General features: G+C 63.0%; 13 protein-coding genes. 7 read left to right on the forward strand and 6 right to left on the reverse strand.

Annotation, left to right across the window (positions count from 1 at the left end; translation table 11 throughout):
* Nucleotides 1–73 precede the first annotated feature (73 nt).
* The gene (locus ACPW74_RS14250; RefSeq protein ID WP_325784070.1) at nt 74–1,618 is read right to left on the reverse strand and encodes a diguanylate cyclase domain-containing protein; all 1,545 of its coding nucleotides are present in this window, start codon (nt 1,616–1,618) and stop codon (nt 74–76) included.
* A gap of 290 nt (nt 1,619–1,908) precedes the next feature.
* Here ACPW74_RS14250 and ACPW74_RS14255 point away from each other — a divergent pair, with 290 nt between their 5' ends.
* Nucleotides 1,909–2,511 carry a nitroreductase family protein gene (locus tag ACPW74_RS14255; protein ID WP_425858248.1) on the forward strand — a complete coding sequence of 201 codons (603 nt, stop codon included), beginning with the start codon at nt 1,909–1,911 and terminating at the stop codon, nt 2,509–2,511.
* A 107-nt stretch (nt 2,512–2,618) separates the two neighbouring features.
* On the forward strand, nt 2,619–4,136 hold the full coding sequence (locus tag ACPW74_RS14260) for an MASE1 domain-containing protein (RefSeq protein WP_373872474.1): 1,518 nt from the start codon (nt 2,619–2,621) through the stop codon (nt 4,134–4,136).
* Here ACPW74_RS14260 and ACPW74_RS14265 read toward each other — a convergent pair.
* Nucleotides 4,100–4,771 carry an HAD-IA family hydrolase gene (locus tag ACPW74_RS14265; protein ID WP_290434698.1) on the reverse strand — a complete coding sequence of 224 codons (672 nt, stop codon included), beginning with the start codon at nt 4,769–4,771 and terminating at the stop codon, nt 4,100–4,102. The genes ACPW74_RS14260 and ACPW74_RS14265 overlap by 37 nt on opposite strands.
* Nucleotides 4,768–4,992: a hypothetical protein gene (locus ACPW74_RS14270; protein ID WP_010673776.1), complete on the reverse strand. Its 225-nt coding sequence runs from the start codon at nt 4,990–4,992 to the stop codon at nt 4,768–4,770. The genes ACPW74_RS14265 and ACPW74_RS14270 overlap by 4 nt, the downstream gene beginning before the upstream one ends.
* Nucleotides 4,993–5,106: 114 nt before the next feature.
* Here ACPW74_RS14270 and ACPW74_RS14275 point away from each other — a divergent pair, with 114 nt between their 5' ends.
* Nucleotides 5,107–5,994 carry a LysR family transcriptional regulator gene (locus ACPW74_RS14275; protein WP_325784071.1) on the forward strand — a complete coding sequence of 296 codons (888 nt, stop codon included), beginning with the start codon at nt 5,107–5,109 and terminating at the stop codon, nt 5,992–5,994.
* Between the two features lie 45 nt (nt 5,995–6,039).
* On the opposite strand, the gene ACPW74_RS14280 is transcribed toward ACPW74_RS14275, so the two are convergent.
* From ACPW74_RS14280 to ACPW74_RS14290, 3 genes are all read right to left on the reverse strand, one after another.
* The gene (locus ACPW74_RS14280; protein WP_069652118.1) at nt 6,040–6,675 is read right to left on the reverse strand and encodes a cold shock domain-containing protein; all 636 of its coding nucleotides are present in this window, start codon (nt 6,673–6,675) and stop codon (nt 6,040–6,042) included.
* A gap of 103 nt (nt 6,676–6,778) precedes the next feature.
* Complete coding sequence (locus tag ACPW74_RS14285) at nt 6,779–7,345, reverse strand: isochorismatase family cysteine hydrolase (protein WP_319862102.1); 567 nt, start codon at nt 7,343–7,345, stop codon at nt 6,779–6,781.
* Between the two features lie 139 nt (nt 7,346–7,484).
* Nucleotides 7,485–8,648: an FAD-dependent monooxygenase gene (locus ACPW74_RS14290; RefSeq protein WP_325784073.1), complete on the reverse strand. Its 1,164-nt coding sequence runs from the start codon at nt 8,646–8,648 to the stop codon at nt 7,485–7,487.
* Between the two features lie 224 nt (nt 8,649–8,872).
* Here ACPW74_RS14290 and miaB point away from each other — a divergent pair, with 224 nt between their 5' ends.
* From miaB to corC, 4 genes are all read left to right on the forward strand, one after another.
* Nucleotides 8,873–10,306, forward strand: coding sequence for a tRNA (N6-isopentenyl adenosine(37)-C2)-methylthiotransferase MiaB (miaB, locus tag ACPW74_RS14295; protein ID WP_010673772.1), 1,434 nt, complete (start codon nt 8,873–8,875; stop codon nt 10,304–10,306).
* A gap of 50 nt (nt 10,307–10,356) precedes the next feature.
* Nucleotides 10,357–11,415 carry a PhoH family protein gene (locus ACPW74_RS14300; protein ID WP_042865110.1) on the forward strand — a complete coding sequence of 353 codons (1,059 nt, stop codon included), beginning with the start codon at nt 10,357–10,359 and terminating at the stop codon, nt 11,413–11,415.
* On the forward strand, nt 11,412–11,876 hold the full coding sequence (gene ybeY, locus ACPW74_RS14305; RefSeq protein WP_042865109.1) for an rRNA maturation RNase YbeY: 465 nt from the start codon (nt 11,412–11,414) through the stop codon (nt 11,874–11,876). The genes ACPW74_RS14300 and ybeY overlap by 4 nt, the downstream gene beginning before the upstream one ends.
* A gap of 95 nt (nt 11,877–11,971) precedes the next feature.
* The gene (gene corC, locus ACPW74_RS14310) at nt 11,972–12,853 is read left to right on the forward strand and encodes a CNNM family magnesium/cobalt transport protein CorC (protein WP_010673769.1); all 882 of its coding nucleotides are present in this window, start codon (nt 11,972–11,974) and stop codon (nt 12,851–12,853) included.
* Nucleotides 12,854–13,023 lie beyond the last annotated feature (170 nt).

Raw genomic sequence — 13,023 nt, forward strand, 5'->3', positions numbered from 1 at the left:
AAGGTCACACGAGAAATCATCCCCGTCATGACCCTTTTCTAGGCCCAAAGGCCCTTTTTTGCAGCGATCACCGTCAGACAGATACTGTCACAACCTCCCCGTCAACGGGCAACGACGCCGCCAGATGCCAGCAATCCCGCCCCTGGTGCTTGCTCTCGTACAGGCAGGCATCGGCCCGCTCGAGCAGCGTCAGGGCATCATCCGGATAGCGCGCGCCGCCGGCGCTCAGGGTGATGGCGTCGGCGAACTCCCGCCATTTCAGGGCCTTCACCCGACCGAGCAGGTGGGTCAGGCGGCATTCCACCTCCGCCTGCTCCCAGGGCAGCAAGGCCGCAAATTCATCGCCCCCGATGCGGTAGACCTGCTCATCCCCCAGGGTTCTCGCCATGATGGTGGCTACCCGAAACAGCACCGCATCCCCCACACCGTGTCCCCAGCTGTCGTTGACGCGCTTGAAGTTGTCCACATCGAACAGCACCAGCCAGTAGGGCCTCCCCGCCTGCTCCAGTCCGGCCCGCTGCTGATCGAAGGCTCGCCGGTTCAGGATGCCGGTGAGGGGGTCGTGGAGCAGGGCATCCTGCCCTTGCAGCAGGCTGTTTCGCACCTGTTCTATCTCTCCCAGGCTGCCGTGCACGAACCAGGTTCGCTGACGCCGCTGGATCTCCTTTCGCGCCTCATCCCGGATGAGGCCGCTGAGCGAGCCCTGCACCAGCGCCTGCTCCTGGCGAAAGATCCGCATCAGAAAGCACAGGCTGCACAGCCAGATGCAGAGCAGCGCCAGGGCGGGCAGCACCACCATCAGCAGGGTGTCTTGCAGGTTTTCATGAAAATGGGAGGGGGGGAGATAGACGTTGAGATCCCACTCCATCCCCTCCAGAGCGTGTTGCAGGTGGCGACCGGCCCAGAACCCGTCCAGCCCAGCCGCCTGCGTCTCCCGCTCGAGATGGGGCGGCAACAGCGACAAATTGTGCCCCACCACCAGCTTGCCGCCCTTGCGCTCGGTGATGTAGAGGGCCACCGGGTCCTCACCCACTGCCCGGTGCAACGCCCCCTGCAAGGCGCTGAACGACATGTCCACCATCAGCAGCCCAAGCAGTTGCCCCTCATCATCCTTGACCCGCTTGATGAGGGTCAGTACCTCTCCGGCCAAATCGAACGCCGGGTAGGGACCGAACCAGACGAGATCATCACCCTCGCCGGACAGGGTCTGGTACCAGGGCCGCGCCTGTGCCCGGTAGCCCTCCGGTTGCTGCCAGTCGGGATAGCTGTCGAGCCGATGGGTGCGCGCGTTGTAGAAATAGAGGAAGTGGGCGTCGTACTTGAACTGATGGGCAATGGCCCAGATGGGATTGATGGCCGATGCCCCGGCAGCGATGGCCTGCTTGTCCAGGGACGCCTCCAGTACGCCAAGCTGGCGGCGGTTGTCCTGCGCCATGTCCTGGAGCAGGGTGGCGTCGAGGGCGGCCAGCATGTGACCGTAACCCGCCACCGTCTTGTCGATGCTGCTCAGGTAGCTGGCTGCCGCCAGCAACAGGGTGGCGATCAGCACCAGCCCTCCCAGGAGAAACGACAGCGGAGTCAGTATGTAATAGCGTTCCTTGATCAGCGCCGCCGTCATGTCAATCTCTATAAAATGTCATATTGGATGAATTTTATAGATTAAAAATCTGCAAAAGATATTGATTGAAGTCATTAACATCCACTGCTAATGATAAAAAAGATATCAAGGTGTCTCGCGGCCATATTCACATCCGTCATGTGAATATCCATAAAAAGTAGAAACAGTCATTACTCCTCGTTGACGGTTTATTGCCCGCAAGGTGCTATAGTCGATGACTCGAGAAATCGGAGCCAGATGACCTTTGTCGGCAACGCTGGCGGTGATGATTCATCAACCAAGGAGATGTTATGAGCAGTCCGTTTATCGAACAGATCAAAGCACGTCGTACCATCTATGCCCTGGGCAACCGGGTGACCCACTCCGAGGCCCAGCTGACCGCCCTCATCAAGGATGCCGTCAAGCACAGCCCCTCTTCGTTCAACTCCCAGAGTTCCCGCGCCGTCATCCTGTTCGGCGAGCAGCACCACAAGCTGTGGGACATCGTCAAGGCGGAGCTCAAGAAGATAGTGCCGCCGGAGGCCTATCCCCAGAGTGAAGCCAAGATCAACGGCAGCTTCCGCGCCGGGGCTGGCACCGTGCTCTTCTTCGAAGACACCGCCGTCATCGAGGATCTTCAGCAGAAATTCGCTCTCTATGCCGACAACTTCCCCATCTGGTCCGAACATGCCACCGGGATCGCCCAGTTCGCGGTCTGGACCACCCTGGCCCAGGAGGGCATCGGCGCTTCCCTGCAACACTACAACCCGCTCATCGACGATGCGGTGCGCAAGGAGTGGGACCTGCCCGCCAGCTGGCTGCTCCGTGCCCAGATGCCTTTTGGCAGCATAGAGCAACCTGCCGGCGACAAGACCTTCATTGGCGACGACGTGCGTTTCCGGGTCTTCAAGTAAGCCTTCACGCCCCCTCCACCAGGGGGCGTTTTCTTCTCTCCCCCTCGTTCACCCTTGTCACGTGCCAGCCATACTCTGAACAAACGCTCTCTTGTCAGGAGGTCCCCATGGGGGACATCGCACGCCAACGTACCTCATGCACATTGACGCCCTTGTCCGCTCTGTTGTGTGTCGCCGCCCTGGTACTGCTGTTCTCGCTGATCGGCATCTTCACCCGCCCCCCCAACCTGCTGGCGGCCTTCTGGCCTGCCAATGCGGTCCTGCTCGGCTGTATGGTGCGCTATCCACGCCTGGCCACCCCGGCGGGCTGGGCCGGCGGCATACTGGGCTTTTTTCTCGCCGCCCTCTTCACCGGCGAGCCCCTGTTCAAAACCATCCTGCTGACCTGCGGCAACCTGGCCGGCATCGGCGTCGGGTATCTGCTGATGCATCGGCTCGCGCCTGCCGACAAGCTCCTCAGGCGCCCCACCTCCCTCGTGCTCCTGCTGCGAAACACCCTGGCCGCCTCCCTCGCCGCCGGCGTGGTCGGCGCCATCATCAATCCCATCCTGTCTCTGGGCCCCCCGCTCTACGGGCTGGGCTTCTGGTTTGCCAGCGAGCTGGTGAACTACATGACCATACTGCCGGTGCTCCTGACACTGCCTCCCCATGACAGCGTGCCCCCCTGGCGCACCCTCCTCTACCGCACCGAGTTCTCCTGGACCAGATTGATGCCGCTGCTGAGCCTGGTGGCCTCCCTGCTGCTCACCCTGCTCGTCGAGGGGCCGGGATCCATCGTCTTCCCGGTACCGGCGCTGCTCTGGTGCGCCGTCACCTACTCCGTCTTCGCCACCAGCCTGCTGACCCTGAGTTACAGCACCCTGATCCTGATCGCCCTCTCAAACGGCCACCTCGTCATCAATCACGATGTCCAGACCCAGTACTGGATGTTCTCCGTCCGGATAGGGGTCATGTTGATCGCTCTCACCCCCCTGACCGCCGCCAGCATCATGGCGGCCCGCAACAGCCTGCTGCGGGAGATGAAACACCTGGCCCACCACGATCACCTGACCGGTGCGCTGAACCGGGCCGGCTTCTGGTCGGCCGCCAACGAACTGCTCCAGCACCTCACGGTGCAGCGCTACCCTGTGGCGATCTGCATGCTGGACATCGATCATTTCAAACGCATCAATGATCGTCACGGTCACGAAGAGGGGGACAACCAGTTGAGCAGCTTCGCGGCCCGTGTGCGCGACCAGCTTCGACCGGGGATCTCTTCTGTCGCCTGGGGGGAGAGGAGTTCGTGGCCATCTGGCCCGGCCTCAGCGAGGAGCAGGCCATGGCAGTTGCCGAGCGGCTGCGAAAAATCGTCGCGCAGCCAGGGGAAGAAAAGGGAGCCGAGCCCGCCGTCTGCATCACAGTCAGCATCGGTATCGCCTCCCAGAAAGAGGGCCCCTTCAATCTGGACGAGCTGCTCTCTCGCGCCGATCAGGCGCTCTATCTGGCCAAGCACAATGGCCGCAACCGGGTGGAACGCTATTCGGCCGAGCAGGCTTCCCCCAGCATCGGGCAATCTTGCGGCGCCTGAATGGCGTGCCCCTTGTCGTCATCATCCGGCCTCTGCCGGCAGCGGGGCGGGCAGATGAAGATGGAGCCCGTCTGGTGCCACCTCGATCTCGATCCCGCGCCAGTCCCGCAGCCAGCCCTTGAGCCTGTCGTCATACCGCCTTGTTCCCCCCATCTGCACCACCTGGCAACCCGCCTGCAGGGCGCTGGCGATGCCCGCTGGTGCATCCTCGAACACCAGGCAATCGGCCGGAGCCAGTCCCAACCGGCTGGCAGCCAGCAAATAAGGCTCGGGATCCGGCTTGCCCCGTACCACATCCCCGGCACACACCAGGAGTCGGGGCAGCGGCAATCCGGCGTGCAGCAGCCGGTGCTCTGCCACTCTCCGGCTTGCGGAAGTCACCAGCGCCCAGCGCGTCGACGGCAGCTGTTCGAGCCGTCGCCGGGCACCGTCCAGGGGCATCGGCGCCGCAGCGTATTCCATCTCCAGATCGTCGAGCAGGGCCACCTCCACTGCCACATCCAGCTGGGGAGCCAGGGCCCCTATCACCTCCCGTGAGCGCACGCCGTGACACATGGCGAGCACGGGAGCGGGATCCAGCCCATGGTGCTGACACCAGCGCCGCCACACGACTTCCACGTCGCCGGTGGAGTGGACCAGGGTCCCGTCCATGTCCAGCAGCAGGGCCGCGGCCTTCACGCGCACCGCGCTCACAGGGCTCTCCCCGCCAGCGCATCGGCGAAGACCTGCCGCTGGGCAGCGGCCTCGTAACAGGCGAGCGCCTGCTCCGCATTGCTGGCCCACACCGGCAAGGGGGCGACGACGAACCCCTGCTGCAACAGACTGGTCAGCAGCTCCCCGGTCTCCGGTGCGGCCAGTGGCTGAGCCATCACCAGGCTCCCCTTGATCAAAAACAGATAGCGTTCGCTCGACATGACATGACTCCTTGTGACTGAACAGCGGGCAAGCAGGCCCGTTTCGAGACCATTAGAACAAGGAGATTAGATAATTTATAATCAATAAATCGCCACATTGGATAACCAAATGGAATGAGATTCGACCTGAGACAATTGCAGGCCTTCGTCATGCTGGCCGAGAGTGCCAACTACCGGGAGGCGGCCAGCCGGCTTTTTGTGACGCAACCGGCCCTGACCAAGCAGATCCAGGGGCTGGAGCAGGCCCTCGGCAGCACCCTGTTCAACCGGGGCCGCCACGGGGCCGAGCTGACCGCCATCGGCCTCCAGTTGCTGCCCCAGGCCATGGCTCTGGTGGATCACGGCAAGGGATTCGAGCAGCATGCCCTGGCGCTGGCAAGCGGTGCCGCCGGACGCCTCAACATCGGGTTCGGGCTCTCCAGCTTCGCACTGGCCCCCTCCCTGGTAGCCCGTTTCAAGCAGCAGGCCCCCGACGTGCTGGTTCACCTGCGGGACACCACCTCCGCCATCCAGCAGGAGCACTTGCTGGCGGGTAGGCTGCAACTGGGCTTCATGCGACGGCCTGATGCGCCGCAGCTGAGGGAACACAGGTTGCTGACGGACAGACTGGTGCTGGCCGTCCCCACCCAGGTGGCAGGGCCGGACTTCGACCTGGAGCGGGCGCTGATCCGCGATCCCTTGCTGCAGATGGTGGGCCATCGCTGCCCGGGTCTCAGCCAGCAGATCGCCCGCTTTCTCGGCGCCAACCGGCTGACCGGTCTCATCCAGGAGGCGGAAGACATCCAGACCCTGGTCGCCCTGGTGGCCGCCGGTATCGGCAACGCCATCCTGCCGCGCAGCGTGGGGTTCATCGCAGGCAAGGAGGTGACCCTCTACCCCCTCTCCGGCCCCTGGTCGGAATGGGAAATCAGCCTGGTGTGGAACCCGGAATTTGCCGATCCCATCCGGGATCGCTTTCTGGCCCTGGTCAGGGTGGCATATCCGCAGAGCCACAGCCTCTGAGAGGAGCGCAGCCCAAACCGGAATCCTGAAGTACATAACGGCTGGCTAATGGCCACACCACTGCCGCTCGCAGGGGATGCCGTCTCCTTCCCCATCCATCTTGGTATTGGGGCAATTTTGCAAAAACCAGGTCGCCTCCTCGCAGGAAGTCATCTGGGAGCAATGCTGACGGCCATCGCACTGACGAACAAAAGTCGGAACCTGAACCGTACTGTTCGAAGTACTGTCCTCCTGGCTAAAAGAGGGAAAGGATGGAAGTGAGGCAAACTCGGCCGAGAAGCGGGAATAGAGGGAGAACAACCCCGCCAGCACCAATAGGGGGATTAACTTGCCACCCCAGCTCCCCTTGCGACGAGGAGCATGATACTCCCGGGTTCTATATGTGGTGGCGTGTGGTGCCCGAGGGCTCAAATCCTCCCTGCTCCCACGATCCGGCATGGATGGCATAGGTCCGCCAGCCAGCGAGAGCGGGCGGTCGGGAAAGAACACTTGTACGGCACAAGGCTTGCCATCCTTGCTGCTCCCGATCAGATAGGAAACCTTTTCCCCCACCTCCGGCGGCCTGCCATCGAATTGCAGGGTGGTGATGTGAACAAAAAGATCGGCACCGCCCTGCTCCTGCTTGATGAACCCGAAACCGCGTTGTGAATTCCAGCTCGCGATCCTGCCCTGATAACGCATGTCCTCATCCTTGTGGCCAGTACGGTTCCACTCATGTTGCCCGAAATTGGTTCGGTTTCAACAGAGCATTGGCATGAAAAATGAGTGGATTAGATACGAGTGGTCAGAGCAGCTCCGCGACCTTGATGATCTCGGCAATGCGACCGAGCATGCGCAGGGAAGCCTGGTGTTCTGCGGCATCCGCCGCCGCGCAGGCATCCTCCAGGATGGTGATGGTGTAGTCCCGATCGTGACCATCTCGCACCGCCCCCTGAATGGCCCAGCTGGTGCTCACGCCGCACACATAGAGATGCTCGATGCGATTGGCCCGTAGCGCAGGCTCCAGCGCCGTGCCGTAGAAGGGGCTGACTCTGGGTTTGGTCAGCACCAGATCCCCGGGTTGCACATCGAGCTCCGGGTGAAAGTCGGTGCCGCTGTCCGCCAGGGAGAGGGCCCCGAACTGCCGGGCACGGCCAAACATGGGGGAGCCCTTGGGTTGCAGCAGATAGCCCTCGTCAAACCCCACCTTGATGAGCACCACCAGCCAGCCGTGAGCGCGGGCATGGGCCAGCGCCTGATTGGCGTGCGCAATGGCGTCCTGCTCGATCACCTGGGCCGCCGAGGCGGCGATGCGCCCGTCCGGGTGGGCGATGTCGTTGATGAAATCGATCACCAGCAATGCCTTGTTCATGGTGTGCTCCCCCTTGCCTGAGGCCGTTTTGCCCCTGCGCCGCCTGGATCACTCCTCGCGGCCATATAAAAAACCGGCTGGCACCATCACACGGATTGATATGCCACCCGATTGGCACCTGGCAGTGCCACGCACTGCCTCATACCAGCCCAAGCGCATAGCGTAGCGCCATCTCCTTGAGGGGGCCCGCCTTGTCCGCCAGATTCAGCGCCAGGTTGCGGGCAAGCCTGAGGGGGCCTATCTCGTTGCTGAAGACCCCGTAGAAGAGATCCATCCCCGACTGCATCAGCAGGTTGTCAGGGCGGCGTCGCCCCTCGTAACGCCCGGCCAGCACCAGTTCGTGCCACTGCGCCCCCGCCTTGCCGAGCAACCCGGCCCAGCAGGCCACGTCCTTGAAACCGAGGTTGACCCCCTGCCCCGCCAGCGGATTGATGGTGTGGGCCGCATCCCCGAGCAGCACCACTCGCCCGGCGTGATAGTCGTTGGCGTGGCGGCGCACCAGGGGGAAGCTCCCCTTGGCCGTCACGGTGAAACCGCCAAGGCGGCTCGGGAAGTGGCGGCGCACCTCGACGGCCAGGGCCTCGTTGCTCATGGCGGCCAGCGCCCGGATGCGGGCCGGGCTGTCATACCAGACCAGGGAGCCATGGCGGCCCGGCAGCGGCAGGAAGGCGCGCGGGCCGCTCGGGGTGAACTGCTGCCAGGTGATGTCTTCCTGGGCAAAATCGGTGTCGATGTTGATCAGCATGCAATGCTGGCGGTACTCGAAACGCGACACCCCGATGCCGGCCAATCGCCGGGTGTGGGATTCGGCACCGTCGCAGGCCAGCACCCAGCGCGCCTGCAGCTCGGTGCCGTCATCCAGGGTCAGCACGGCGTCATCCGCACCCTGGCGCAGACTCGTCACCGCCGCCGGGGTATGGGTCTGGATGGTCGGGAAATCCTCCATCCTTTTCAGCAGGGCGAGCTGGATCAGCCGGTTTTCGATGATGTAGCCGAGCTGGGGCAGCCCGAGATCCACCGCGTCGAAGCGGGTAGCGAAGCCGTCCAGCTCCCAGGTCTCCAGCCGGCGATAGGGGCACAGCCGCATCTGCTGCAGATATTGCCAGGCTCCGGCCCGGGTCAGCAGCGCCACCGAGGCCTGACTGATGGCGGAAACCCGCAGATCCAGCGGCTGCTCGGGGGCATAGGGCTCGGGCAACCGGGTCTCGATGACCCGCACCGAGAACCCCTCTGCCGCCAGCAGGCAGGCGGTGGCGGCGCCCACCATGCCGGCGCCGACGATGGCGATATCACACTGTTCCATAACTTGATTCCTGCAAGGAGTCCCCGCGATAAGGGGCAAGGGCCGAACCGAATGGGGCATGATAACGCAAGGAGGCGGCAGAAACAGTGAGAGGGATGCGCAATTGCCGACGACAAGCCGGCCCTGATGGCGACGGGCGGCCCCAGACTGGTCAGCACCGGGATTGCGGAGTAAAATGGCCGGTCCTTTGACCCTGCCGATTTCAAAACCAGTCACGAGAAGCAATGAGCAAGAAACTTCATATCAAGACCTGGGGCTGCCAGATGAACGAGTACGACTCGTCCAAGATGGCGGACCTGCTGGATGCCAGCAATGGCTACACGCTTACCGAGGAGCCGGAAGAGGCAGATGTGCTGCTGCTCAACACCTGTTCCATCCGCGAGAAGGCCCAGGAGAAGGTGTTCCACCAGCTCGGTCGCTGGAAGAAGCTCAAGGCGAAAAAACCGGGGCTGGTGATCGGGGTGGGCGGCTGCGTCGCCTCCCAGGAAGGGGAGAACCTGCGCAGCCGGGCGCCCTATGTGGACATCGTCTTCGGACCCCAGACTCTGCACCGCCTGCCGACCATGATCAAGCAGGTGCAGGAGGGGCGCGGTGCCCAGGTGGACATCGCCTTCCCCGAAATCGAGAAGTTCGACAACCTGCCCGAACCCCGTGCCGAGGGGGCGACCGCCTTCGTTTCCATCATGGAAGGCTGCTCCAAGTACTGCTCCTTCTGCGTGGTGCCCTACACCCGTGGCGAGGAGGTGAGCCGACCGCTGGATGACGTGCTCTATGAAATCGCCCAGCTCGCCCAGCAAGGGGTGCGCGAAGTGAACCTGCTCGGCCAGAACGTCAACGCCTACCGGGGGCCGACCTTCGACGGGGAGGTCTGCACCTTCGCCGAACTGCTGCGCCTGGTGGCTGCCATCGACGGCATCGACCGCATTCGCTACACCACCAGCCACCCGGTCGAGTTCACCGACGACATCATCGAGGTCTATCGTGATACCCCCGAGGTGGTCAGCTTCCTGCACTTGCCCATCCAGAGCGGCTCGGATCGCATCCTGACCATGATGAAGCGCCCGCACACCGTGCTGGAGTACAAGTCCAAGATCCGCCGCCTGCGCGCCGTGCGTCCCGACATCACCATGAGCTCCGACTTCATCGTCGGCTTCCCGAACGAGACGGACGAAGACTTCGAGGCCACCATGAAACTCATCGAGGAGATCAACTTCGACATGAGCTTCAGCTTCATCTACAGCCCGCGCCCCGGCACCCCGGCCGCGGACCTGCCCGATGACGTCGACATGGAAGTGAAGAAGGCCCGCCTGACCCGACTGCAAAACCGCATCAATCACCAGTCCATGCTCATCGGCCGCGCCATGCTGGGCTCGGTGCAGCGCATCCTGGTGGAGGGGCCCTCCAAGATGGATCCCATGCAGCTCAGTGGCCGCACCGAGAACAACCGGGTGGTCAACTTCGAGGGGCCGCACCGCCTCATCGGCGGCTTCGCCGACGTGGAGATCACCGACGTACGCCCCTACTCCCTGCGCGGCCGCTTCATCCGCGGCGAGGACGAAATGAACCTGCGCATCGCCACGGCCCCGAGCGAGATCCTCGCCCGTCGTCCTGACAACGTGCCCGATGATCTGGGCGTTGCGGCCTTCAGACCCCATTGATGACTCTCTCCCCCGCCCCCTGGCGGGGGAACAACCGATAAGAGGACACCTTGAGCCGACACATCTCCACCCTGAATCTGCACCTTGAACCCGCCGACAACCAGCGCCTCGCCAGCCTGTGCGGACCCTTTGACGACAACCTCAAGCAGCTGGAGCGCCGTCTCGGCATCGAGATAAGCTACCGGGACAACCACTTCCAAGTGATCGGCAAGCAGGCCCAGGTGGAGGCGGCTGCCGTCATCCTCAAGCACCTCTATGTGGAAACCCAGCCCCTCAAGGGGAGCAAGGTGAGCGACATCACCCCCGAGATGGTGCACCTGGCGGTGCAGGAGTCCCGCGTGCTGGAGCAGGACGACGAACCCGCCCCTTCCCTGCCCTACGGCAAGGAGGTCACGGTCAAGACCAAACGCGGTCTCATCAAGCCCCGCAGCCCGAACCAGGCCCAGTACATCGCCAATATCGTGCGCCACGACATCAGCTTCGGCATCGGGCCCGCCGGGACCGGCAAGACCTATCTCGCCGTGGCCGCCGCCGTGGATGCCCTGGAGCGCCAGGAGATCCGCCGCATCCTGCTGACCCGCCCGGCGGTGGAAGCCGGTGAGAAGCTCGGCTTTCTGCCCGGCGATCTTTCCCAGAAGGTGGACCCCTACCTGCGCCCCCTCTACGACGCCCTGTTCGAGATGCTGGGCTTCGAGCGGGTGGAGAAGCTGATGGAGCGCAACGTCATCGAGGTGGCGCCGCTTGCCTACATGCGCGGCCGCACCCTCAACGACGCCTTCATCATCCTGGACGAGGCCCAGAACACCACCACGGAACAGATGAAGATGTTCCTGACCCGCATCGGCTTCAACTCCAAGGCGGTGGTGACCGGCGACATCACCCAGGTGGACTTGCCTCGCAGCACCAAATCCGGTCTGCGCCACGCCCTGGAGGTGTTGCAGGGGGTCGATGGCCTCTCCTTCAACTTCTTCGAGTCCAAGGACGTGGTGCGCCATCCCGTGGTGGCCCGCATCGTGCAGGCCTACGAGGCATTCGATGCCCAGCAGGCGGCCGAGAAGAACGCAGCCACTCCCCGCAACGAGAACACCAGCAAAGAGAGTGCCCAATGAGCGTGACCCTGGATCTGCAACTGGCCTGCGCCAGCCCGGACGGCCTGCCGAGCGAGGCCCAATTGCAAGGCTGGCTCGACGGCACCATTCTGGGCTTCCAGCCCGAGGCCGAGGTGACGGTGCGCCTGGTGGACGAGGCGGAGAGCCGCGAGCTCAACCACACCTATCGTGGCAAGGACAAGCCCACCAACGTGCTCTCCTTCCCCTTCGAGGCGCCACCGGGTCTCGAGCTGCCCCTGCTCGGGGATCTGGTGATCTGCCGCCAGGTGGTCGAGGCCGAAGCCGTCGAACAGGGCAAGCCCCTGATGGCCCACTGGGCTCACATGGTTGTGCATGGCAGTCTGCATCTGCTAGGTTATGACCATATCGAGGACGAGGAAGCCGAGGAGATGGAGCAGCTCGAGCGCGACATCATGCAGGAACTGGGCTTCGCCGATCCTTATCTGAACGACGAAGAGTAACGAACCGGATGGTCATCGTCTTGAAACAGCCGATGCCCATCCTCATATAGCCACAACGATTTCAAGTGTGTTCATACGAGTAACCAAGAGAGAAAATGACCGACGATCACCCTAGTACCGGCTCGCCGAAGAAAACCTGGCTCGACAAACTCAGCCAACTCTTCCAGGGCGAGCCAAAAGACCGCAACGATCTGGTAGAGGTCATCGCCGATGCCGAAGAGCGGGACCTCATCGATCAGGACACCAAGGACATGATCGAGGGCGTGCTCGAAATTGCCGAGCTGCGCGTGCGTGACATCATGATCCCCCGCTCCCAGATGGTGACCATCGAGAAGTCCCAGCCGGTGGACGAGTTCCTGCCAGTCATCATCGAATCCGGCCACTCCCGCTTCCCGGTGATCAACGAAGACAAGGATCACGTGGAGGGCATCTTGCTCGCCAAGGATCTGCTGCCGTTCGGTTTTGGCGGCCAGCATGCCAGCGAACCGCTCCAGCTGGAGAAGATCCTGCGTCCCACGGTGATCGTGCCGGAGAGCAAGCGGGTCGATCGCCTGCTCAAGGAGTTCCGGGAAGAGCGCTACCACATGGCCATCGTGGTGGACGAATTTGGCGGTGTCTCCGGTCTCGTGACCATCGAGGACATTCTGGAGCTCATCGTCGGCGAGATTGACGACGAGTTCGACGACATCGAGGACGAGCCGGAAGAGATCCGCCGCATCAGCAAGCGGGTCTTCTCGGTGAGCGCGCTGACCGAGATCGAGGACTTCAACGACTTCTTCGGCACCCAGTTCAGCGATGAAGAGGTGGACACCGTCGGCGGTCTGGTGATGCACGCCTTCAGCCACCTGCCCAAGAAGGGTGAAGAGATCGAACTCGACGGCTACCTGTTCAAGGTGATGCACGCCGATCGCCGTCGCCTGCAACAGTTGCAGGTGAAGATCCCCGAGCATCATGCGGCGGCGCAGCCGGAGTCCTGATCCCGCCCAGCACCACGCACATCCCGCGCCCCTCTCGTCAGGGGCGCTTTTTTTGCCTCTCTCCCGCCGCGCTACCGCCACTTGGCCCACGCCGACCGCGAGGCTCGCCGTTGACCCGGTTTGCGGTTAAGATGTCGGCCATTGTGTTTTCATTCAGTCCAATTCGAGCC

It is taken from the genome of Aeromonas sp. INTO2, from assembly GCF_049860605.1.
GTDB lineage: Bacteria > Pseudomonadota > Gammaproteobacteria > Enterobacterales > Aeromonadaceae > Aeromonas > Aeromonas caviae.